Below are 23,772 nucleotides of genomic sequence, written 5' to 3'. Positions count from 1 at the left end.
GCTTCCTTCTCAAGGGTGTACTTACTGTAATTTAAGTACTAAACACCCTTGTTTTTACAGAGATAATTATTTATCTTGCAACAGCAATAATAGAAGATACTACTCTATTTACTTCATTTGTTTGCAAACCTGCAATATTAATTCTAGCCCCTGGGATTAAATAAATGGAATGCTCTTTTTGAAGTTTTAACATCTGAGCTTCATTAAGCCCAGTCATCGAAAACATACCTTTGTGAGAAAGAATATAATCATACTTATTTGAATCGCTCTTGATTCTAAAAGACTCTACTAAAGCATGACGTAAAGCAAGAATGCGCACCCTCATTTCTTTTAATTCTAAGTTCCATTGTTTTTTTAAGATATCATCATTTAATATCTTAGCAACAATAGCAGCTCCATGTGCTGGGGGCATTGAATAAGAACCTCTGGCTAATTCCCCCATATGAATTCGTACTTCTTTTGCTTTTTCTTGTGTTTTTGCAATTACAATAGCAGCTCCCGTTCTCTCACGGTATAAACCAAAGTTTTTTGAGCAAGAAGTAGATATAAGTACTTCATTTACTTGATCAACTAAAAATCTAAGTCCTTTTGCATCTTCATCTAAATCATCCCCAAGTCCTTGATATGCGATATCAATAAAAGGAAGAAAACCATTTTTTTGTGACAATTGGGCTATTTTTTTCCAAGCATCAAAAGACAAATCAGCTCCAGAAGGATTATGACAACATCCATGTACTAAAAGAACATCATTCTCTCCTAGGGTTTCCACAACCTTCATCATTAACGCTTCATTTACTTGTTTTGTTTCAAGATCCAAATAAGGATATTCACAAACTTCTAAACCTGCTTTTTCCATAATAGTACGATGATTAATATAACTTGGATTACTAAGCCATACACGAGATTCTGGACGTGCCAGTTTAATCATATCAGCTAAAAGTCTTAATGCCCCACTAGCCCCTGGGGTTTGTAAAGTACTTGCTCGCAAATTTGCTTCACTTTTACCTAAAACCAAATCTTGAATGGCTGTATTAAAATTCTCATCCCCAACAAGCCCTATATAACTTTTACTTTCTTCACTTACAGCTATGCTAACAGAGGCATTTCTTACAGCTTGCATAATAGGTGTTTTTCCGTACTTATCTTTATATATACCAATACCTAAATCGATTTTTGCAGAGGAAGAATCGTTTTTAAAAGCAGACATAACTGAAAGAATGGGATCACCTTTTGGTTTATTTAATAATTCTAACATTATGATACTCTCTCCCCGTGTAAAACACCACTTGCAAGAAGCACACCCGAAATCACAAGTATCATTCCTAATAATAAACTCATACTAATTTGTTCTCCTAACATAAAGGCAGCTATTGAAGTAGCAACAACAGGAGTTGCTGCGCCAATTGCAGCTGCTTTTTCAGCACCAATTCTTAAAATGGCAGCAGAAAAACAAAGCCCTGAAAAAATACCAACAATAATACCTTGCACCAATATTTGTGCAATTAACTCAGACAGTGGCATTAAAGAATAGCCAAGCTCTGGCTGCGTAATTACAATCCAAAGTGTGATAAATATTCCATTTGGTAAAGCAGAAAGTGCGGCTACTTGAAGAGGTTTAAGCCCAGATACTCTAATACTAATAGTAAAGATTGCCCACAACATTGCACAAAATAAAAACAGTCCTTGTCCCAATAACAAAGTTTCATCAAGATTATTTCCCGCATTAATTAACATAAATACAATGCCACAAAAAATAATACTTAGACCTATTGTTCTAAAAAGTGGTAATTTCTGTTTGAAAATAACGACTGCTATTATGGTTACAAACAAGGGTGTTGTTCCTGGTATTAAAGTACTTCCATAAGCGACTTGTGTTAATTGCATGGCATATCCAGATACTATAAAAAAAGGCAAACCACTTCCTATAATAATTCCCAGCAAATACAAAGGAGGTACTTTTGCATAATTTTTCATGCTTTTCAAAAAAACAGGTAAAAGTATTAAACCAGGTATTGCATAACGAAAAAATGTTAATTCTTCCAGGGTTAAAGGAGTAAGCGCACCCACTCTAAGGGATAAAGTATAAGAAGACCAAATAAGGACCGTTATAAAAGCTATAAATAAACCAATGGTTTGTTGTTTTGCTGTGCTCGTAATATTTTGTACAAGTGTATTATTTGACATATATGCATCCTTGGCAGTTCTAATATAATAAAAGCCAAGTATATCCCTTTGATTTTTTTAAGTCTTTATCAAAACACCTCTAATACTTGTCTTTTTGAGTATATTTGATTGTCCATTAGTAACCATAATAAGGTTTATTTATGATATGATTCTTCATGCAAAGAAAAATAACACGTGATTTACACATAAACATCGCAAATAAAACAATGTCTTATATTTATAGGTATATAGATACGGCTATTAATATAGATGAGCTTGCTCTTAGTTTTTCTATAAGTAAAAAACATCTTCATAATATATTTAAAGAACAATTGGGTATTAATATTTATGAATCCATAAAATCAATAAGGCTGCAAAAAGCTTCAAATATTTTGCTTACTAATAAATACTCAAGCATCACCCAAGTTGCTAATATGTGTGGGTATAGCTCTCAATCCTCTTTTATAAAAGCCTTTAAAAATCGTTTTGAAGTAAGTCCTACACAGTGGAGAAATGGTGCGTATGAAGCCTACTCAGATAAAATAATGGAGAATTCTTTATTAAAAGATTCTTTGCCTAATTTTGATACCTCAAAGGTACGAATTGTTAAAACACAAGACCGATTGATTTATTATATTAGACAAAAAGGATATATAGTAAAAGAAGCTAAAAAGAAGTGGCAGCAGCTTCAAGCTTTTGCTTATACCAATGATTTAAAAGACTATGAACAAATAGGAATTTATCATGATAACCCAGCTCTTACCCCTCATGATAAGTGTTTTTATATAGCAGCACTTAGTAGTAAAAAGAAAATAGAAAATACCAATATTCCTTCTAATACGTTAAAAGGTGGTTTATATGCCACCTTTGATTTATATGCAGGGGATAGAGAAGCCGCATGGTTTGTTAAATGGGCCTATCATAAGTGGTTGCCCACAAGTGGTTTTGAGACAACTACAGACTCTTCTTTTCTTATTATGCATAAAAATCATTTTTTAGAAGACAATGAAATCGATGCTACTTTTTATCTTCCTATAAAAAGTGTATAAAATAAAGATTCAGCCCAAGTCTCTAAGCTTTGACTTTTTTCTTAGCATTGATTAAAAATACCCCAGAAAAAATCAAAACAGTAGCCAGAAGATCAACAAAAGTTATATTTTCATTCACAAAAAAGTAAGCAATAAAAAGAGCTACAAGAGGTGGAAGATAGGTTGCTGATGATGCATTTACTGCACCAATTCGCTCAATTAAATAATAGTAAATAATAAAAGCCAAACCTGTTCCTAATAATCCTAAACCAACAACTAAACCTATAAATACATGGGTATGAGGCAGAATATTTTCAATGCCCTTATAATCCGTAATAAAAAGCAATACAAGAAGAGCATAACCCAATTGATAAGACGTAAGTGCTGCAAAATGTATTTTTAAAGGTGAAATAAATCGTTTGGCATAAACAAATGATATTCCAATAATCAGCGAGCCTGTTATGGCAAAAATAACGCCTTCTATATTTGTTTCTAATAAATTGGCATCATAAGGTTTTGCAATAAGTACCACGCCTAAAAGTCCAATGGATATACCTAAGATTCTAAGGGGTGTTATTTTTTCTTCTTTTATAAAAATAACGGCAAGAATGAAAGTAAAGAGTGGGATGGTGCCACTTAGCGCACCTACAACCCCTGATAATAGTAAAGAAGATGCTTTTACAAAAAAGTAATAATAAACAGTCGTTGCTAATAAGGACATTACAAAAAAATGAAAACTGTGTTTTAAGTGTTCAAGTTTTAATACTTTTAGATACATAGCATAAATCAACACTGGGATGAAGCCAAAGAGTACTCTTATTAGTACGATTTGAATATCAGATAAGTATTCGCTTGCCCATTTCATATATATAAAGTTTGAGCCCCATATTATTCCTAGTATTGCAAATAATATAAGAGGTAAATTTTTAGCCATAATTTGCCTTTAGATTTATAAATCTATTTTTTAACAAGTAGTATATTTCATTTTTGCTTATAAAGATAGGAGAAAATTGCTATTTGTTTCATATTTGGAGTATTGGAGATTTTTTTATTTAATAAATGTTATTTTCTTTTAAAAGTGATGATTTATTTTCTTTGGTGAAATTTAGAAATTTGTGAAAACTGTGACGCAAACTGTGACACCTTTTTGTTATTATTTAATAAAGTGATTTTATTATTGGAATGTTATTTTTTAATGGTATTATTGATTTTAGATAAGGCAATGTTTTTGTTGTTTTCTTATGATGAACAGTGAACTATGAAAATGGCAGTACATTTAAAGTGTTGATAGTACTAATGTTAATTTCAAGATAAAATAAATCAAAGTACAAAATGACTATCAGACGAACACAGTGTGTCGCAGTAGTCAAACGTTAGTTACAAAAGGAGGTTTCAGTGGCAGTAGTTAAAGATGATTTTAGTTTCGATCACATGCTTCATTACGAGGGGAAGAAATTTTTTGATTCAGCTGCTGTACTGAAGGAGCATCCTGTTCACTATTCAAATTCACCATACTATGTTTTGTTAGCATTCAGTATAGAATTGATGCTCAAGAGCCTTCGAGTAAAAAAAACGATAACTACATCAAAAAGTATACCTAGTAAAATCAATAGCGTAAAAGTAGAGCACGTTAAGGGACATGACCTTATTGGTGTCTATAATTATCTCCCCCAAGAGCTTAAAAATTGGCTTTCCGAATCAATTTCGAGCAAATATTCGATAAACCTTGAAGACATACTTTGTAAGCATGCTAACTTATTTAGCGAAGTACGATACATATATCCTGGGGATGGAAAAATGAAAGGGAGTTCAGGCTATACCGTAAATGAATCAGCTCTGTGTTGTGTGGGAAGCTTTCTGGCATCAATACCTGAGAATGAATCTTCACTTTTATATGTAATAGCTCATACAAAGTGACTTTGCGCTTTTTTCTTTTTCTTAATTGTCAGAAAAAGAAACAAAAAGAAGCAACTGACGAGTTGATAAAGCCCTTCGGGTACCTAAAGATTTTTATTGTTTAACTAGGCTGTGGAACCTACTAAAATGTGCTAAAGAGCACATTTCTTCACGCTCGAACAGTCCTCGCCTTTTTCCGTTAAAAAATAAAAACATTTAGCTTTATCAAAGTCAGGGAAAGAGCCGTAGGGAATGAATTTTTATTCTTTATTTATTTCTTAAAATTTACACCCCAGAGGCAGTAAACCCTAATTAAATATATAACATATTTATATGTTTTCTAATAAAACATCAACTGTATAATTCATAAAAAATGTATAATAATTGTTATTAAGTAATATTGGTATAAAATGCGAAACTAATAAATAGTTATCTAATAAGGAAAACAATGAAAAAAGTATTAAGCACAATTTTACTTGTGAGTGGATTGAATTTATTTGCAAATAATTTGATAACAATAAGTGATACGAAAGATATTTGTAAAAACTCTTTGTACAGTATTCAAAAAGGTAAAGTAAATAAAGCATTTAATGATGTAAAAAAGTTCTGGCCTTTACCACCCGCAGAAATTGACAATGTTGCATATCAAACTAAAGTACAATTAGATATGGTTTCAAAACGTTTTGGAAATGCAATAGGAATTGATTTTATTAGAACGAAAGAAGCTGGAAAAAGTTTTTTAGAACATACATATATTCTCAAATATGAAAATACATCTATTCGTTATATATGTACATTTTATAAACCTAGTGATAAATGGTTAATAAATTCTATTAGATGGGATGATAAAACTTCACTTTTATTTGAATAGATAAATAAAGGGAAATTACACCCAAGGGGTTGAATCTCCAAAAATAATGTAAAAGATGATAATTTAAAATTTATTTTTATGAAATCCTTTAGTTTAAATACATTTCCCTTTCAAATTAAAATTACACCCCAAAATTACACCCCTGAGAATGAATCTCCACTTTTATATTTGAGAAAAGGTGTCAGGCACCAAGTAGTAGCCTTTTCGCTTTTTGGTCTGCAAGCAGAATTTAGTCATTTCATTCCCTCATCATATTTTTAATTCTCAAAAAAAAACACGAAATCATACTTGTATCTAAATAGAAGCAACTTCCGAGTTGATAAACTTAAATATCTTTATTTGTTAGTTAGGCTCAAAAACTCGCTGTGATTGCACTCTCTGTGAAGAAATATGCTAAAACTATATCTTTCTTAAACATTTCATAAGTATATTAATAATAATATAAATTATAAAATAAAAGGAATTCATAAATGAATAAAAATATTTTAACTATTAGTACTATGTTTATTTTATTATTTACAAGTTGTTTGGCAGATACAAAACCTTTGAACTATCCAAAATCAATTAACTTCTTAGATAAAAACTTAGAAATGAAATATACTGAGGGTACCTTAGAAAAATATATTTATGAATACATAGATAAAGATAGAGATTTGAATAATTGGGTTAATATGGTGGCTTTTAGAAACTATTCGAATTCTTCACCTAAGTTTATTTTAACGTACACAGTTAAAAATTTAGAAAATAATGTACCAAATATAAAGTATTCCATTTATCGAAATTCTGAACAAGAAAATAGCTATTTATTAGAGTTTATATCTAGTTCTAAAAGTAAATACCAAAAATTTTACGAATATAATATATGGTATTTTGTACCAATAAACAGTAAAGAAACAATTAGCATACAATATGCATTTCGTTATTATAAGAATGAAGAATTTAATATCAAAAAATGGGCATCAGAAAAAGAATATATAAAGTTTTTAGGTGCTAATAAAAAAAATATATTAGCAGGGTTAGATAAATTATTATATACCCTCCCAGGCTATTCACAAACAAAATAAAAATTCCAGAGATACCTAATAATTAAATTATACTATTGCGAATTCCGGTGACAGTTTACCTAATTAACTAAATCATTAAATGAATATGTTGTCACCAGATTTAAGAATTACTGCCAGGGGTAGTAATTCCATTTTTATGGTAATTATCAATATATTTTAAGCGCTCATACAAAGTGTCCTTTGCAAGTATCTCATTATCTTATCTCTATTTGATCGCTTAAAACTAATCTTCCACCTTGAATAATTTCAGCCCTAAGACCACCTTTACCAATAAGTGTTTTTAGAACTTTTTTATTATTAAGTCTTTTGGAAAGTAAAGAACACGGTTCACATAAACGTATTCCTTTTAATACAACATTTCCAATAGAAAATTCTTTTCCAACAAGTGCATTTAAATCACAGTTTGAAACAAGAATATTACGTCTAAATAACCCATAATCGAAGTTTGTTTCTAAGAGAATATTTAAATCATCAATATTTTCTTTTTCAATTAAAGTAACTTGTCTTTTAGGTTTAATTTCACCTTCTTGTTCTGAAAAACTGCCTTTTTTTACTGAATATCTGTCTCCAAATATTCCACTATCTTTTAATAAAACAATTTCATTAACACTTTGAATTTCACTTTGTGAATCTTTTGCAATATAAAAATTTACTATTTTTCCAGACATAAAAAACCTTTCATTTTAAGTTATTTATGATAACTAAACTTTAGTTAAAAATGAAAATTCCACCATGGCTTGAAGCTCCATTTTTTCAATAATTCTTAAATGTATTAAATAGCTCATACAAAGTAACCTTTGCGCTTTTTTCTTTTTCTTAATTGTCAGAAAAAGAAACAAAAAGAAGCAACTGACGAGTTGATAAAGCCCTTCGGGTGCCTAAATATTCTTATTTGTTAGCTAGGTTCAAAAACTCACTAAAACGTGCTAAAGAGCACATTTCTTTACGTTCTAACAGTTTTCACCTTTTTCCGCTAAAAAATAAAAAGATTTAGCTTTATCAAAGTCAGGGAAAGAGCCGTGGGGATTGAAAGTTTGCTCTTTGATTTATTTATTTCTTATATCTTTACTTTAAAAAGAGAAAATATTTTAAGAAAAACGTGGAGCGTGATTCTGACTTTGTTGAAGCCGAGCGTTTATTTTGTATTTCGGAAAAAACTGAGGACTGTTTGACCGTAAAGAAAGGTGCTTTAATGCACGTTTTAGGGAGTTCCGCAAGTTAGAAACACAAAATAACAAGTGAGGGAAGCTCCGCCTTCAACAACCGTCAGTTGCTTTCTTGTTTCTTCTTTTCAAGAAAAGAAGAAAAAAAACGAATGCGCTAGCTTTCACGAGCTCTTAAAAATCATCATTTTAATAATTTGATTATTAAGAAAATGTTCTGTGTTATGTTTTACTCATTGTATGAATTAAATCCAAACTTAAATCAAAATCACCTATTTTGGGAAAGAGATTTCTATGTTCTGCATTAGGTATTATATGCAATTTTTTGCTCTTTGCACTGCTTGCAGAACTGTATATACGTTCAAGAAGCAAAGGCGGAATGACTTCATCATTTTGCGCAGCAATAATTAATAAATTACCTTTAAATTCTTTTAAAATACTAAATGCATCAGAATTTAACCAACTATTTTTTTCACGAATGGTTTTTGAAAAAGAAGGACCAAAAGTAAGAGTATATGCTTTTGAAGTATAAACAGCAGGTACCATAAGTATTAAGTTTTTAATAGGAAATATTTCTGTTAATTTGATAGCAGTGTAAGCACTCATACTCGAAGCTATTAATGTAGAAAAATCAGGAGATTGCTGTTTTATAGTAACTTTTGCTTGTTCAAATCTTTTTTCTAAACTGCTATTTTTAAGTTCTCCCTCTGATTCTCCATGTCCTACAAAATCAAAACTCATACTGCTTAAACCTTTTTTATTTAATGCATGTCTTAGTTTTTTAAATCTTGCGCGTGATGATTTTCCAGCGCCATGTAAGATGACAGTATTACAATTATCGTTGTATTTATCACCTTTTACATTAAAACCAGAAAAGTCAAATTCAAATGAATATTGGGGCATGTATAATTTCCTTTAGGTACAGACACTTCTAAAATATCTTGATGTAGTATATCATATGGACTTACTCCCCAGGGCGTGAAATTCCACCTTTTTTAATAATGTTGGAAAAGAATCCCGAGGAAAGTTTATCTGATTAACTAAATGTTTAATGAGGATACTATCCCCTGTTTTGCCCATTCCTTATATATAAAATACTTGAAATTTATTACAATAATAAAATCATATAACATTTTAAATTAATAATTATATTAATGATTAATATATAATTAAGGAATTGTAAAGTATAGTTATAAAAGATAATATTTATCATTGGATAAATTTTATCCTATAATAACTATAAAAGGGAACAAAATGGCTAAATGTCCAATTACAGGTTTAGGAAGTGATGACAAAGTTCTAAACCCCACAGAAGCAAAAAAGGGTATGTATAATAAAGATTGGTGGCCTAATCAGCTTAATTTAAAAATACTATCTCAACACACTAGTGCAGTTGATCCTATGGGTGAAGAATTTAATTATAAAAAAGAGTTTGAAAAACTTGATTATAAAGAATTAAAAAAAGATTTGACTTTTTTAATGACTGATTCACAAGAGTGGTGGCCCGCTGATTATGGACATTATGGTCCTCTTTTTATTAGAATGGCATGGCATAGTGCAGGTACATATAGAACGGCAGATGGTAGAGGTGGAGCTTCAAGCGGAAATCAAAGATTTGCACCACTTAACAGTTGGCCTGATAATGTTAACTTAGATAAAGCCAGACGACTTCTTTGGCCGATTAAACAAAAGTATGGAAATAAAATTTCATGGGCCGATTTAATGATTTTAACAGGAAATGTAGCTTTAGAATCAATGGGATTTAAAACATTTGGTTTTGCAGGCGGCAGAGTTGATATTTGGGAACCAGAAGAAGATATTTACTGGGGAAGTGAAGATAAATGGTTAGCAGATGAAAGATATAATAAAGATGAACATAAAAGTGAAGATTTAGAAAATCCACTTGCTGCTGTTCAAATGGGTCTCATTTATGTAAACCCAGAAGGACCTAATGGCGAACCAAATGTTGTAGAATCTGGAAAAGATATTAGAGAAACATTTGCAAGAATGGCAATGGGAGATAAAGAAACTGTGGCGTTAATTGCTGGAGGACATACTTTTGGTAAATGCCACGGAGCACAAGATGCATCAAATGTTGGACCAGAACCTGAAGCAGAAGGAATTTTAGCTCAAGGATTAGGATGGTTGAATAAATATCTAAGTGGTAAAGGTGATGATACAATTAGTAGTGGAATTGAAGGTGCTTGGACAGCCAATCCTATAAAATGGGACAATGGATACTTCGATGTATTATTTGCTTATGAATGGAATCTTGAAAAATCCCCAGCAGGAGCATGGCAATGGACAGCTATAAATCCAAAAGAAGAACATCTTTCTCCTTTAGCACACGATTCATCTAAAAAAGTAAAAACTATCATGACAACGGCAGATATGGCACTTCGAATGGATCCAATATATGCACCTATTTCAAAAAGATTTCATGAAAATCCAGAAGAATTTGCAGATACCTTCGCTAAAGCTTGGTTTAAACTAACACATAGAGATTTAGGACCAAAAAGTAGATACCTTGGACCTGAAGTTCCAAAAGAAGATTTACTTTGGCAAGATATTGTGGGATATGCTGATTATGAAATGATTGATGAATCTGATATAAAAGATTTAAAAGTAAAAATTTTACGTTCAGAATTAACTATAGCACAACTTGTAAATACCGCTTGGGCATCTGCATCAACGTATAGAGATTCAGATAAAAGAGGTGGTGCAAATGGCGCTAGGATAAGACTTTCTCCTCAAAAAGACTGGGATGTTAATAAAGGTACGCAAGAAGTAATTTCTAAACTTGAAGTAATTCAAAAAGAGTTTAATCATTCTTCAAATACTAAAAAAATATCACTTGCTGATTTAATAGTATTAAGTGGCTGTGCAGCGATTGAAAAAGCATCATTTGAAGCAGGTATAAAAATCATTGTTCCTTTTAAAGCAGGAAGAACAGATGCAAGCCAAGAACAAACACATATTGAGTCTTTTGAATATCTTGAACCAATAGTTGATGGTTTTAGAAACTACGAAAAGAAAAAATATAGTATTAGTGCCGAAGAACTTTTAATTGATAAAGCTCAACTTTTAGGCTTAAGTACTCCACAAATGACTGTTTTAATTGGAGGAATGAGAGTATTAGGTGCGAATGCAAATGGCAATGAAAAAGGTGTATTTACAAATAAACCAGGTGTTTTAACAAATGATTTTTTTATAAATCTTCTTGATATGAATAATACTTGGAAGAGTATAAACGAGGATGAAAGAGAGTTTGAAGCTACAAATAAAATATCAAAAGATATAAAATGGATCGCAAGCAGAGCAGACCTTATATTTGGCTCAAATTCTCAACTAAGAGCAATTTGCGAAGTTTATGCCCAAGAAGATGCAAAAGAAAAGTTTGTAAAAGATTTTGTATTCGCTTGGAATAAAGTAATGAATGCCGATAGATTTGATATTAAATAAATATTTAAAAGAGAGGTGCTTAAAAACATCTTCTCTTTTTTAAAATGTTAAATAGGTTTATGCTCCCAAAACTTAACTTCCTAATACATATCAAGATACTCAAAAGGAATATTGATATCGTAAAAAACGCTTTTTAGAGCCAATAAAAGTACAAAAGCAAGAATAAAACCTATACTATTTATTGTATAAAATGAATACGATTTTTTATTCTTACTCCAATAAAAGAATAAACAAATAATAGATAAAAAATAGTAGGGTATAAAATAGAAGGAATAAGGAAAAACATGTAATCCTGCAATTGCATAATATATATTTGTATCAAGATTAAATACTATTCTTCCAAATAATACTGCTGTTATATGATTAATCAAAAAATATATTAAATATATTTTTGAAATAAAGACTAAGAGTTCAAAGAAGGTTCTTCTATTTTTTCTCTCACGCCATGTAGCTTTGATACTTTTTATTATTTGAAATAAAAATGCTAATAATAATATACTTTCAATATAAATATTTCTATAAATAAATCTAAAATTCTCCATAAAAGAGATGTGTTCTTTAATAGATATAACAAGAATAAGATGGTTAAAAATGTGAATAAAAACAAACAGACCAAGCAATAAAAGGCTCATTTTATTTATTAGTCCATAGTAGTTTTTTAAAGTGTTCATAATACTTCCTTTGTAATTTTTATAATATTACTAAAAAAATATTTTTATTACTTGTAAAAAAACGACACTATTTTTTATATTTTTTAAAAGAGAATTCTTTTGCTTGTAAAAACTTTTTATGCAAATATTCTCTGGGAGTTTCTTTGATAAAATGTTTAAATTCATTTATAAAATGAGACTGGTCAAAAAATCCTTTATCATAAGAAAAAGAGGTTAAAGAAGCCACAATTAAGGAACTAAGCGTTTTTTTACTGTCTTGAATTCTTATTAATCTAGAGTATAACTTAGCACTCAATCCAAGTTCAATTTTAAAACGTCTTTGAACATGTCTTATATCTACATTGAATTCTTCGCATAAGTCTTGAATATTTACATTTCCTTTTTCTTCTCTTATTCTAGATATAAACTCAAAAATCCAAGGTGAATTACGTTTTCTTGAGTGTTTTAATTTATCTAATAAAAATAACTCCAAAGTATGTATTTTATCTTTTACTTTTTGCGTTTTTTCTAAGCTAGAGAATAAAGAATCTATTTGCCAATCAGGACTATTTTCTATACTAGAGATATTGTTATTAAAACTAGAAATATCTTTATTAAAAAATCTGTAAACGCCCGCTGCATTGAAGCGTACCCCTATTACAAAAACATTGCCCTTCGCACTTACAAAAGCAGGATCTTCACTGGGAGGAAAATAAACAAATTTATCGCTATAGGTGGATGATTTTCCCTTCATTTTAACGATATAAGCAGAGGAGAAATTTATAACAAAACCTGAATTTCCATCAGCTATGATTTTTAATGGCACAGAAAAAGGAATTCTATTAAATTTAACAAGCCAAAAAGATTGAATAAATGGTTTTAATTCTAAACAAGGTTCTATTAGTTTAAACCCGATATTGTCTAAATCTTTATTAAAATAATTCATGTTTTTTTTTGAGTTTTAAGATGAGAATCCTTTTGTATTAAGTAAGCATATAATAACCAATATAAGATATTCTTTTAATAAATCACTCACGTAGAATTGCTATTAGTCACCACCTTAAAATAAATTAAAAACTCTCTCATAATTCGGGCATCTTTTTATTAAAAAGAGAATTATAAAAAATTATTTTACTTTATATTTTTATATTTATCCCCATTTTTTCATCCCCTAGTCACTCTAGAGCACACTTTAATTTCGAAACAATTCTTTGTTTAAGTAGTCTATTAGTAAAAATAAGTAAAAATATAATTTATTAAATTACCTTTAGGATTTATTTACTTTTTAAAAGTGGCGATTAATTCTGAAATTAATTTTTTTGGGTAAAAACTGTAGCACCTTCTTATTATTATTGTTTATAAGATAAATACAGTTAAATTATTCAATTGTTATTAAAATGTTACTTTTTAATGGTATGATATATTTAAATAATAAAATAGTTATTAAGTTTTCTGATAATGTGCGAAGTTTTGAGAAAACTAATTATAAAAACAGTTTGGTGGATTAACGTTGAAATACAAAAATAGTTATACTACGAAAGGTTAGAAATGATTGAAGCAAGTATGGGGACAACAGCAGATAACGGGGTAATGGCATTAATTGGAATGGGACATAATGAAAAAAAATACTATTATTATAAATGTTTTAATAATCAAGAAATAGCTATAAATTTTGTTGCTAAATTATATGTTCAAGGTGGAATACCTATGGAAGAGATTAACAGTAGTAAATGGATTGAAGCTGTAAATTAACAAATAGTTATGACAAAATAATAGAATCACATCCCTAAGGTTGAATCTCCACCTCAATTATCGATATTTTAGATAATGATGATTTCTGGAATTTATCAGGACAAGGAATCACATTGGAAAATAATTATTTAAAAGCCTTATCCTTAACATTATCACATGCATTACTGTTCTCATTAACGGGAGTTTTTATTAACTTAGTATCCAGTGAAATTGGAATTTTTGAACAAATTTTCTATAGAGCATTGTTCTCATTGATTTTTATTTTTTTAGTATTTAAACCTAAAATTAAAGCGTGCTTACAAAAAGATGCACTGTTAATATTAGCCTCTCGTGGAATATTTGGTTTTCTAGGAATGGGATCAATGTTTTATGCTATTTTGAATCTTCAACTTTCCATTGCAATGGTTTTGACTTTTACTACTCCCCTTTTTGTAATGATATTAGGAAAATTTATTTTAAAAGAAAAAGTAAATGGAAATCAAATAATACCAATAATGACAGTTTTCATTGGTTTATTCTTTGTGGCGAACATAAGCTTTGTAGACAAAGTAAGTTTTGGAGTAGATTTATTTCCCTTTAGTATAGGATTACTGGGTAGTGCATTAACAGCTATTGCTTTTTTATCAATGCGTTGCGCATTAAAAATGGTTAGCACACAAGTAGTGATTGTTTGGTTTTCGCTATTCAATATAATAGGAGCTAGCATAGTATCTTATGATAGTTTGTCTATACCTGTGGGTAATGATATATATTACGTCATTGCTATTGCTGTATTTGGCTTGTTATCTGATATAACCAAAACGCAAGCTTATAAATATGCAGCAGCTTGGTTTGTAAGTTTAATATCACTTTCAAGTATAGTATTCTCTGTCTTTTTAGGATGGTTAATTCTAGATGAATATATTGAAGTTACTCAAGTATTTGGTATTATTTTAATATCAAGTGGAATAGTTCTTCTTATTCTAAAATTACAAAATATAAGCCCTAGGCTTAAGTCTTCTCCTCTTTAAAACTACACCCAAGAGGTACTTTTGACTCATCTTTTTAAGGCCAGTACTTTTTGTCGAATATCACTAGGAAACTTTTCCAGTGCATATAAGACTGTTGATCTTTTCATAAACCTGTGCTTATTTATAATATAATTAAGCACCTCAGCATCATGCTGTAAGGAAGTTACTTTTAAAAGCCATCCCACGCTTTTTTGAACAAATTCATCTTCATCATTTAAGAGAGTATCACAATTTTCAAAAACCAAATTCTTATCTAAATAATAGATAGAACCTTTCATTTTTCGTTTTATAAATTTAACCCAAACAACATTACTGGCACGCCTGCACCAAGAAACATTAGATTTAGACCAATGTTGTGTTTTTTCAATTAAATGAGGTCGTACTAATAAAAAATTATAAATAGTTTTTATACATAAATCATCAACGAGTGCCCAGTTGGTAGAGTAATTCTCAAGCCAATACTCAAAACGTAACAATAAATCATCATCATAGTTCTTTTTTACCAACTTAGTAATAAGTCCATAGGCTAGCATTATTTCTTCACTGTATACTGAGTTTCTTAATACTTCTTCTGTAACTAAAAGTACTTGTTTCGCTGATAACAAAGGGTTATTTTTATGAAAATCAGCAATGATTAATTTTATATCAGAAGCGTTTGCCCCAAGACAGGTAATGCCATTTGGGAAATACCTTTTCGTAGACTTTATTTTTTCAGGAGTACTCACTTTCATGAGTTCCTTTCTAATTATAGCTGCGTATTTTGTGTATTCATTCATATCATCTAATAGGAACATAAATCTCAGTTTTCAGATTTTCTGCTTTGGTTCTTCTTGGATCACGGTTATAATACTTTTCAAACAAGGGCAAGTCTCTTAACTCAATACCACTTTGCACAATCCAATTGCCAATTTCATCGTATAAGGGTTTTAAATTCTCATAAGAACCTTTGTGTAAAAACATAGCGTATTTTCCACCTTCTATGGTTTTGTTTAAAATTTCACCTTCTGGTTTTACTGTTTTATCATCCCATGTAATACAAGCATCGTATCTTAGTTTATTGGTATCGGTGACATTTGGATCATCATGTCCTATTCCAAACATCATAGCGCTTTTTCCCATAAGGTTTTTTTTATATTTTATCTTATTTCTGTAAGCAAATTGCATCAATCCTTCCCATGCTTTAGAGGCAGATACAGTATAATCACCCTCTTTTCTCACATATAGAATCTCTACTTCTTTTAGTTCAATAATTTTTGGCTCTAACATTTCATTTCCTTCTTGTACTTTAGCATTTTTGGAAAACTCTTTAGGACTTATTCCAAAATGATTTTTAAAAGCTTTTGAAAAAGAAGCATTTGTTTCATATCCACTAGATTGTGCAATTTGAGTAACTCTTTGATTTGTTTTAAACTTTAAGGTTGTACTTTGCAGTCTTACTCTTCTGATATACTCACTCAAGGTCTCAGCCATAATGGCTTGAAAAATTCTATGAAAGTGATAGGCTGAAAAACTGGCAATTTTTGACAATTGTTCAAGGTTTAAGTCATAATGGTAGTTTTGCTCAATATATAAAATAACTTTACATACACTATGAATATGCTCGTCTCTTGTAGATGTTTTCATTTGCCTCTTTTCAATTCTTTTGTATCTGATTATATTAGGATCAAAAAAACAAAACTACTCCGAGCTTGCTAATTTTAGAAACTTACTAACTTCATAGGCTAATAATTTCTTCTATTCTTTATTCTTATTTTCTTAGGTGTTTTATACCTTAGATTAGGGTCATTTTTATATCATCGTATGATATTTTTTCATCCAATTTTGTAAATATTGCTTTTAATCTGATTTTTCCGTCTTCTGAGAAATCTTCTTGGGTTTTTCTCTCTTTGATATCGTTAATGGCATCATTAACAAGATTAATCGTACTTAGGTTTGGCATATATTTTGATATATCAAAATTGGCTTCGTCTTTTTTTATTAAAACAAGGTGATTCATAATAGTAGATACAGAGAAACTGGCCTTTTTGGCTAAAGATTCAAGACTATCTGATGTGCTTATTAGATTTTTTGTTTTGATATGGTTGGGCACTTTTTCTTCGATTTTAGGTTTTGAATTTAATAATACTTTTTCTTTTTCTATCTCTTTTACATCACAGATTCCCCCAAGTCGCTGTATATAGGATAAGAAAATAGCATCAAGTTGTTTATCTTCATAATCTAGTATTTTTTGTTCTGCTTTTTTTGAAGCTTGTTTGATTCTAGGGTCAATACTTAAAATCAAAGAATCCACACTTAGGGCATTGTCATTAAAACCCATTAGTTTAAGACCTTCTATGTTTTTTATTCTTGACAGTGCTACATACCCTTGCCCTACTTCAAAGGTTTTAGATAAATCTATTTGTGCAGCATCAAGTGTCATTCCTTGTGATTTATGAATAGTAATAGCCCAAGCAAGTTTTAGAGGTATTTGAGATATTTTTGCCTGTACTTTTCCTTTATCATTTTCTATCATCCAATCTTCATATTCTACTTTTATGATATAACCATTTGATAGTTTTACTATAGGAAGTTTTTCTTCATCTTTTGAGAAATCAATGACTACCCCTGTGGTTCCATTTATATAGTATTTTTCGGGATTGTTTTTAATAAACATAACAACAGCATCTTTTTTTAAGCTAAGTTCTTCTTTGACCAAAGCAGATTTGAATAACTTTTCAATATTTGTTTTAGCACCCTCACTTCTATACGTATAAACCTGTGTTTCATTATTGATACTTCTTAACTCATCATTGTTAATTCTATCTACATCCATATTATGGGTATACAATTTTGTAGGCGTAAAATCTATATCTAAGTCTTTTTGATATCTTGCATTCAAAATATCATGACTTTTTTGAGATACCTGCCCGCTTCTTATCTCATCTAATACAAAAATAAGTTGATTGTCATCTTGTCTAAACTTTTTTTCTAAATAACACGTTTGTAAATCAAGGTTTTTCCATGAAGGGCTTTGCCAGGCAAATCTTTTACCTTCTATATTTTTAGAAATGGGAGGTAACTGAAAAAAATCACCTGAAAGTATTACTTGAATACCTGCAAAAGGTTCATCATTTTGTTTAAAAGCTCTTAATATTTGGTCAATTGCAGAAAATACATTAGGACTTACCATAGAAATCTCATCGATAATTAATATTTTTAGTTTCTTAAATCTTGTTTGTAGATATTTTTTTTCTAATAAACTTGAAATAAAAGCTTCATCAATACTGTCTCTTATTCCTAGACTAAAATAAGAATGAATCGTTTGTCCATTTAAATGTGATGCCGCAATTCCTGTAGGTGCTACTATAGTAGGAAGTATTTTCCTTGCTTTGAGATATAAAACGAATTCATTTAAGATATGAGTTTTACCCGTACCTGCTGATCCTGTTAAAAAAACATTTTGACCAGATTTTAATATTTTAAGAGCTATTTCTTGCATTGTTGACCCACTTATTTTCTTGTATTTATAGACTTTTTCTATTTTAATTCTGGATTATAGCGTATATACATAATAAAAATATCTGTCCCTCTTAAACCTATTCGTACTTAGTAAAATCCTCTGTAACAAAAGGTTAAAAACATAAATATAAGTAACTGTTTTGTAATAATCTTAATATAAAATGCTAAAAGAATAAAACCCAAGGATAAGTTAATGAGAAAATATCTCTCTTTTAGTATATCGCTTAGTGTTGCAGCACTTTTTACAGCCTGTGCAAGCTCAAATGTAAATATGGATGAAGTATTAAGTAAAATGTCTAAAAAGGGTATACAGTTGCCTTATGAGGTTCTACGTACAGATGTTCTTGATATGAAAACAAATAAAGTCTTTGAGATTAGAAATGGGGGTTATGGTTCAGATATGGTTGCCCACCCCAAAAACAATAATCAATTTTATGCTTTAACCGATCGAGGTCCTAATGCAAAATATAAAGGAGCTTACGGAAAAGGAAAAAAGTTTCCAACGCCAAATTATACTCCGAGAATTGGACTTTTTGAATTACAAGAAGATACTTCTATTATACTGCTTAAACAAATATTATTAAAACGTCCTACAGGAGAGGAAATCACAGGTCTTCCTAACTCTTCAGCCCTAGGAGGTACAGGAGAAACTCCTTATAATGCCAAAGGTGAAGTCATTCGTTTGGATATGAACAAAGCCTATCATAAAAAAAACAATCCTATGAGATTGGATGATTATGGTTTAGATGGAGAAGGTTTAGTGGCTCTAAAAGATGGAACATTTTGGGTCAGTGATGAATATGGTCCTCATATGGTTCATTTTAATGCTAAAGGAATAGAAATTGAGAGAATCAATGCTTTTAAAAACGATATACGAACAAAATTCAATCTTCCGCAAGAATATAAAAACAGAAGACCTAACAGAGGAATGGAAGGGTTAGCTTCAAGTTTAGATGAAAAAATACTAGTAGGAATAATGCAATCAACGCTTTATAATCCAAGTAAAAAAGTAAAAAAACTCAATCTTACACGTATTGTAAGTATTAATCCAAAAACAGGTGAAACCGCACAATATTTATACAAACAAGAAAAAGCACAAAATTCAAACTCAGGTATAGTTGCTATTGGAAAAAACACCTATTATGTTATTGAAAGAGATGGTTCTTTTTTGAAAGGTGGACCTAAAAAAGCCAATAACAAAGCACAAAAACATATCTATGAAATCGATTTAAGTAAAGGAAGTAATCTTGAAGAAATAAAAGAAAGCGCTGCTATTAAACAAGATGAAGCGCTTGGACTTATGATTGAAGGCAAAACTTTAGAAGAGTTTGTTTTACAAGAAGGTTGGCAAAAACTTTTAGACTATGGCATTAAACCTGTTAGCAAAAAACTCATTCTTGATATGGTAAAAGAAGTACAATACCCTCATGATAAAATGGAAGGGTTATGGCTTATCAAAGATGGGTATATAGGTATCTTAAATGACGATGATTTTGCAACCTGGTCAACAAAAGGTAAACTTCACGCAAAAATGTTAGGTACAGGAAAAGTAGATTCCAATACCCTTTATATTGTAAATACAAAAAAATAAAAATAGTAAAGAAAACAAAAGACTTTTTTAAATTGTCTCTTGTTTTTTTGTTTCTACTTTTCTAAAATAGTTTTCAATACTTTGGACTTCTTCCATTTTGGGACTGTTTTTAAAAAATGTTTCTATACTACAGAAGGGGTAAGAAAGCCCCTCTAGCCACTCAAGAAAAACAGAGGAGTGTTTTTTTTCAAGGCTAAACATTTCTTCTATTGTAATGATTAAATGTTTGACTTTTGTATTTTCACCAATAGTAAAAACCCAATCATAAATTCCATATCCAATTCTCACCTTTCCTGAGTTCTTTTCCCTCATACATACTATCCAATGGCAAGTAAGTGTTTCTTCATTGTTTTTTAGGCTATCGCTAAGGCAAAAAGTGTAAACCTTTTCATAAGACTTGGCAAATGTCGTAACTAAAACCTCGGTAATATTTTCTAATCCAAGTGTAAAAGAAGGAAATGAAATATTTTGAGTTTGTAATTTCATTTCTAAGCGTGCATTAGAGCTAAACACTTCTTTCATTAAAGCTGGCATGTTTGTATCTTTGGCGCGAATGTATTTACGTACTAAATCTTCTTGTTTTTTGATTGTTGTTTCATGCATTTATTATTTCCTTCGATATTAAAAGAAAATTATATTGGGATCAAGTGTGTTATAGGTGAGTTCTTGAAGTTTTTATAAAATAAAAACAATTAAAAAACAAGAACCTTTATCCCTGTATCTTTGTTAATATTTTATTTGAAATAATAACTGAATTCTTTTGGTTCTCCTAAATAAAAACCTTGTAAAAAATCTATATCTAAAGCTTTTGTAATCTCAAAAACTTCTTTTGAATGAACATATTCAGCAACCGTTTTTGCACCCAAATCTTTGGCCATATTGACTATGTTTTTAACAATTGTTTTTGATTCTTTAGATACATCAATATTCTTAATTAAAGAACCATCTATTTTTATTATCTCTGGTTTTAATTTTAAAATATTTTCCATACTCGAATAACCGCTTCCAAAATCATCAATAGCTATCTTACACCCAAAAGTACGTACACGCTTCGCAAAGTCTTGCATTATTGTAAAATCTTCTATAAAATCACTCTCCAAAATTTCAAAGATAATATATTTTGAATACGCAGCATTTTTAATATATCTGTATATAAATTCTCTAAAAGTAGTATTTGAAATATCTTCATAAGACAGATTAATACTAAACTCTGTTTCTTTAGAGCAGAACAATTTAAAAGATTTTTCAAACATTGTTTGCATCATTGTTTCATAAAGTTTGATTTTTTTTGCTGTTTCTAAATAAGGAAAAACAGACAAAGCTTTGTTTTTTCCTTCTGGGAATAAGCGCATTAAACACTCATATTTACTGATTTTTAAACCCTCTTTATCAAAAATGGGTTGGATATAAGGTTCTATATAATCATTATCTACTACATATTTAAGTAAAACAATATCATCGAGAAGTTTTGTTTGTTCTTCTTGCCTATAAGCAATGGTTAACACATCTAAGTTAATGTCTATAATTTTATCAACAGATACTAAAACTTCAAACTTTTTTTCTTTTACAATAATATCTTTTATGAAACTACGGACATAACTAAAAGCTGCATTTACATAATGAGCAGGAAGACCAATACGTACGTGAATTTCACTTATAATATTGAGTTTTTCAAAATACTCTTCATCATACTTGCCACAAAAAAGATTGCTATACCAAAGCTCTATTCCTTTTTCATGACGAGAAAGAATTTCTTTATTGTGTAAGAATTTTTTCGCATGTTCAAATTCAAAAATAAAAGCATAAAAACCTTTTAACAATTCTTTTACACACAAAATAGCCAAAGCTTCTATGCTTTTAAGATTAGAAGCATCTTCTTTTGTAAATTTATAGTTTTTAACAATAGTTTTATAATTTTTATCATCAATTTTTTTGTTTTTTTTGTTTTCTAAATTCATAAACATATTCTATGCTTCACATCTGCTGCAATGAATACTGTTTTTACCTTCAAACTCTTTTTCATTGGCATTGTCTACAATAGTATTAGCAATCAGAGATGTTTTATGGGCAATTTTATTTGCTTGTGAAGATACTTCAAGATTTGTCTGAACTTGTTGTTTTAATACTTCTACAGAATCATTGATTTTTATAATTCCTACTTGCTGTTCTTTTGATATATTAGAGACATCGTTTATGATTATTATGGTTTTATCAATATTATTACTTAAGTCTTTATAGCCATCAATCATTTCATAAGCAATCATTTTTCCTTCATCTGCTTTTACTTTTGCAGCTTCTACTATGCTTTTTATTTCTTTAGCAGCTTCTGTACTTCTGTTTGCAAGATTTCTTACTTCTTGAGCCACTACTGCAAAACCTTTTCCAGCTTCACCTGCTGTTGCTGCTTCCACTGCTGCATTTAGACTTAAAATATTGGTTTGAAAAGCAATTTGATCAATAATAGAAATAGATTCATTGATATCACTTACTTGTACATTTATTTCATCCATTGCTTTTGTTGTTTTGGAAGCCAAGTCTTGACCCTCTTTTGTTGAATGAATTACATCATTTACAATAGCAGACATTTCAATTGTTTGCTCAGATGTTTTAGTCACGTTTTTTGTAATAATAGCCAATACTTCTGAGGTGTTTGTTAAACTCTGCATTGCTTCATTTGAGGATGTATTTAGGGTACTAACATTGTTTAATAAAGTAGAAGAAGACCCCTGCAAACTAACACCATTTGTTTTATTTTCAAATAACATATTGCTAATGGCTTCTTTTAGTTGATTAACAGCAGCTACTAATAAGTTAAATTCCCCCTCTTTTGCTAAACCTTCTAGTTTTAATTCTTCTGTGTAGTCATAATTTGTATATTTTTTTAAAAGAGTGTTTGTTTTTGAAAAATGACCTTTTGTTTCAAGTATCATTTCATTTACACTTTGTTTAAATTTTTCTAACGATTCATTTGAAGTAGATCTTTCAATGGTATGAGAATAAACACCTCTTTTTAAATTATTCATAACTTCATTGGCTTCTTCAATTAACAATGAATCTTCTTTTTCTTTTTTAAGAAGCTCAATTTCTCTTTTGTCAATGACTTCTTTAATTTCAGAGTATTCACTCGACATTGAAGTATTAATTTCTAAACTAACATTTTTATTGTCCATATTTTTTAAAAACTTCACCAATTCTTTTGATAATTTATTACCATTTTTACGTTCATCTAATTCATGTATGATAAGGGCCAGTGCAATAATAACTTGAATACTTTGAGATATTATAGAAGAAGTAAAGAATATTGCATTAAGAGGAAGTAGTATTATTCCAATACAATGAACAACCGTCATTCTAAAATAAAGTGATTTTATATTTAACATTTTCTTTCCTATTTGTTATGTAGTCGAATCTTAACTAAATAGGACAAAAATTGTCTTGATTAAAATCAAGCGAGATTTTTTGTTTATAAAAAAGATGTTTTTAATGATTTATCTAATATTTATAAATAAACATATAAATGGATATTTTAAATAAAATAAAAAATAATTTAAATTTTTCAAGTTTTTTATCAAGAAAAAAAAAGATGTTATAATTCTGACTTCAATTCAACTATTATTAAAATTT

Annotated in this window: 21 protein-coding genes; 8 read left to right on the top strand and 13 right to left on the bottom strand. The window is 29.6% G+C overall.

The features are described from left to right. Nucleotides 1-70: 70 nt before the first annotated feature. The gene (locus tag HRT41_06480) at nucleotides 71-1,255 is read right to left on the bottom strand and encodes an aspartate/tyrosine/aromatic aminotransferase (protein ID NQY23661.1); all 1,185 of its coding nucleotides are present in this window, start codon (nucleotides 1,253-1,255) and stop codon (nucleotides 71-73) included. Beyond that, nucleotides 1,255-2,184, bottom strand: a complete 930-nt coding sequence (locus HRT41_06475; GenBank protein ID NQY23660.1) for a DMT family transporter — start codon at nucleotides 2,182-2,184, stop codon at nucleotides 1,255-1,257. Before HRT41_06475 ends, HRT41_06480 begins: the two co-directional genes overlap by 1 nt. Before the next feature lie 155 nt (nucleotides 2,185-2,339). Between HRT41_06475 and HRT41_06470 the strand changes: the two genes are divergently transcribed. Beyond that, nucleotides 2,340-3,212 carry a helix-turn-helix domain-containing protein gene (locus HRT41_06470; protein ID NQY23659.1) on the top strand — a complete coding sequence of 291 codons (873 nt, stop codon included), beginning with the start codon at nucleotides 2,340-2,342 and terminating at the stop codon, nucleotides 3,210-3,212. 22 nt (nucleotides 3,213-3,234) lie between these two features. Here HRT41_06470 and HRT41_06465 read toward each other — a convergent pair whose 3' ends face one another. Beyond that, nucleotides 3,235-4,125 carry a DMT family transporter gene (locus tag HRT41_06465; protein ID NQY23658.1) on the bottom strand — a complete coding sequence of 297 codons (891 nt, stop codon included), beginning with the start codon at nucleotides 4,123-4,125 and terminating at the stop codon, nucleotides 3,235-3,237. Nucleotides 4,126-4,586: 461 nt separating this feature from the next. Between HRT41_06465 and HRT41_06460 the strand changes: the two genes are divergently transcribed. The 3 genes from HRT41_06460 to HRT41_06450 all read left to right on the top strand — a co-directional run bounded on the left by HRT41_06460 (nucleotide 4,587) and on the right by HRT41_06450 (nucleotide 7,022). Then, nucleotides 4,587-5,108: a hypothetical protein gene (locus HRT41_06460; protein NQY23657.1), complete on the top strand. Its 522-nt coding sequence runs from the start codon at nucleotides 4,587-4,589 to the stop codon at nucleotides 5,106-5,108. 427 nt (nucleotides 5,109-5,535) lie between these two features. Further along, entirely contained in the window at nucleotides 5,536-5,958 is a 423-nt protein-coding gene (locus HRT41_06455) for a phage tail protein (protein ID NQY23656.1), read from the top strand. A 470-nt stretch (nucleotides 5,959-6,428) separates the two neighbouring features. Further along, the gene (locus tag HRT41_06450) at nucleotides 6,429-7,022 is read left to right on the top strand and encodes a hypothetical protein (GenBank protein NQY23655.1); all 594 of its coding nucleotides are present in this window, start codon (nucleotides 6,429-6,431) and stop codon (nucleotides 7,020-7,022) included. Between the two features lie 194 nt (nucleotides 7,023-7,216). Here the strand turns inward: HRT41_06450 and HRT41_06445 are convergent, their stop codons facing one another. Together HRT41_06445 and HRT41_06440 are read right to left on the bottom strand one after the other, a co-directional pair. After that, nucleotides 7,217-7,690, bottom strand: coding sequence for an MOSC domain-containing protein (locus HRT41_06445; protein NQY23654.1), 474 nt, complete (start codon nucleotides 7,688-7,690; stop codon nucleotides 7,217-7,219). Nucleotides 7,691-8,407: 717 nt separating this feature from the next. Beyond that, the gene (locus HRT41_06440) at nucleotides 8,408-9,088 is read right to left on the bottom strand and encodes an alpha/beta hydrolase (protein ID NQY23653.1); all 681 of its coding nucleotides are present in this window, start codon (nucleotides 9,086-9,088) and stop codon (nucleotides 8,408-8,410) included. Nucleotides 9,089-9,511: 423 nt separating this feature from the next. Between HRT41_06440 and katG the strand changes: the two genes are divergently transcribed. After that, complete coding sequence (katG, locus tag HRT41_06435) at nucleotides 9,512-11,647, top strand: catalase/peroxidase HPI (protein NQY23652.1); 2,136 nt, start codon at nucleotides 9,512-9,514, stop codon at nucleotides 11,645-11,647. A gap of 80 nt (nucleotides 11,648-11,727) precedes the next feature. Here the strand turns inward: katG and HRT41_06430 are convergent, their stop codons facing one another. Both HRT41_06430 and HRT41_06425 read right to left on the bottom strand, forming a co-directional pair. Then, on the bottom strand, nucleotides 11,728-12,318 hold the full coding sequence (locus HRT41_06430) for a hypothetical protein (GenBank protein ID NQY23651.1): 591 nt from the start codon (nucleotides 12,316-12,318) through the stop codon (nucleotides 11,728-11,730). A 67-nt stretch (nucleotides 12,319-12,385) separates the two neighbouring features. After that, entirely contained in the window at nucleotides 12,386-13,243 is an 858-nt protein-coding gene (locus HRT41_06425; protein ID NQY23650.1) for an AraC family transcriptional regulator, read from the bottom strand. A gap of 602 nt (nucleotides 13,244-13,845) precedes the next feature. Here HRT41_06425 and HRT41_06420 point away from each other — a divergent pair. Continuing rightward, nucleotides 13,846-14,049: a hypothetical protein gene (locus tag HRT41_06420; GenBank protein ID NQY23649.1), complete on the top strand. Its 204-nt coding sequence runs from the start codon at nucleotides 13,846-13,848 to the stop codon at nucleotides 14,047-14,049. A gap of 113 nt (nucleotides 14,050-14,162) precedes the next feature. Next, a complete protein-coding gene (locus HRT41_06415) occupies nucleotides 14,163-15,059 on the top strand; it encodes a DMT family transporter (protein NQY23648.1) in 897 nt (298 codons plus the stop codon). A 26-nt stretch (nucleotides 15,060-15,085) separates the two neighbouring features. On the opposite strand, the gene HRT41_06410 is transcribed toward HRT41_06415, so the two are convergent. From HRT41_06410 to HRT41_06400, 3 genes are all read right to left on the bottom strand, one after another. Further along, entirely contained in the window at nucleotides 15,086-15,835 is a 750-nt protein-coding gene (locus HRT41_06410) for a DNA alkylation repair protein (GenBank protein ID NQY23647.1), read from the bottom strand. A 1-nt stretch (nucleotide 15,836) separates the two neighbouring features. Further along, on the bottom strand, nucleotides 15,837-16,682 hold the full coding sequence (locus HRT41_06405; protein ID NQY23646.1) for an AraC family transcriptional regulator: 846 nt from the start codon (nucleotides 16,680-16,682) through the stop codon (nucleotides 15,837-15,839). A 148-nt stretch (nucleotides 16,683-16,830) separates the two neighbouring features. Continuing rightward, on the bottom strand, nucleotides 16,831-18,537 hold the full coding sequence (locus HRT41_06400; protein ID NQY23645.1) for an AAA family ATPase: 1,707 nt from the start codon (nucleotides 18,535-18,537) through the stop codon (nucleotides 16,831-16,833). 213 nt (nucleotides 18,538-18,750) lie between these two features. Between HRT41_06400 and HRT41_06395 the strand changes: the two genes are divergently transcribed. Beyond that, the gene (locus HRT41_06395) at nucleotides 18,751-20,148 is read left to right on the top strand and encodes an esterase-like activity of phytase family protein (GenBank protein NQY23644.1); all 1,398 of its coding nucleotides are present in this window, start codon (nucleotides 18,751-18,753) and stop codon (nucleotides 20,146-20,148) included. Between the two features lie 27 nt (nucleotides 20,149-20,175). Here the strand turns inward: HRT41_06395 and HRT41_06390 are convergent, their stop codons facing one another. The 3 genes from HRT41_06390 to HRT41_06380 all read right to left on the bottom strand — a co-directional run bounded on the left by HRT41_06390 (nucleotide 20,176) and on the right by HRT41_06380 (nucleotide 23,528). After that, nucleotides 20,176-20,751: a hypothetical protein gene (locus tag HRT41_06390; GenBank protein ID NQY23643.1), complete on the bottom strand. Its 576-nt coding sequence runs from the start codon at nucleotides 20,749-20,751 to the stop codon at nucleotides 20,176-20,178. 131 nt (nucleotides 20,752-20,882) lie between these two features. After that, entirely contained in the window at nucleotides 20,883-22,112 is a 1,230-nt protein-coding gene (locus HRT41_06385) for an EAL domain-containing protein (GenBank protein NQY23642.1), read from the bottom strand. Between the two features lie 3 nt (nucleotides 22,113-22,115). Beyond that, nucleotides 22,116-23,528 carry a hypothetical protein gene (locus HRT41_06380; protein ID NQY23641.1) on the bottom strand — a complete coding sequence of 471 codons (1,413 nt, stop codon included), beginning with the start codon at nucleotides 23,526-23,528 and terminating at the stop codon, nucleotides 22,116-22,118. Between the last annotated feature and the right edge of the window lie 244 nt (nucleotides 23,529-23,772).

The sequence above is a fragment of the Campylobacteraceae bacterium genome (assembly GCA_013215945.1).
GTDB lineage: Bacteria > Campylobacterota > Campylobacteria > Campylobacterales > Arcobacteraceae > NORP36.
Note: the sequence above shows the minus strand (reverse complement) of the source record. Positions and strands in the feature narration are given on the sequence as shown.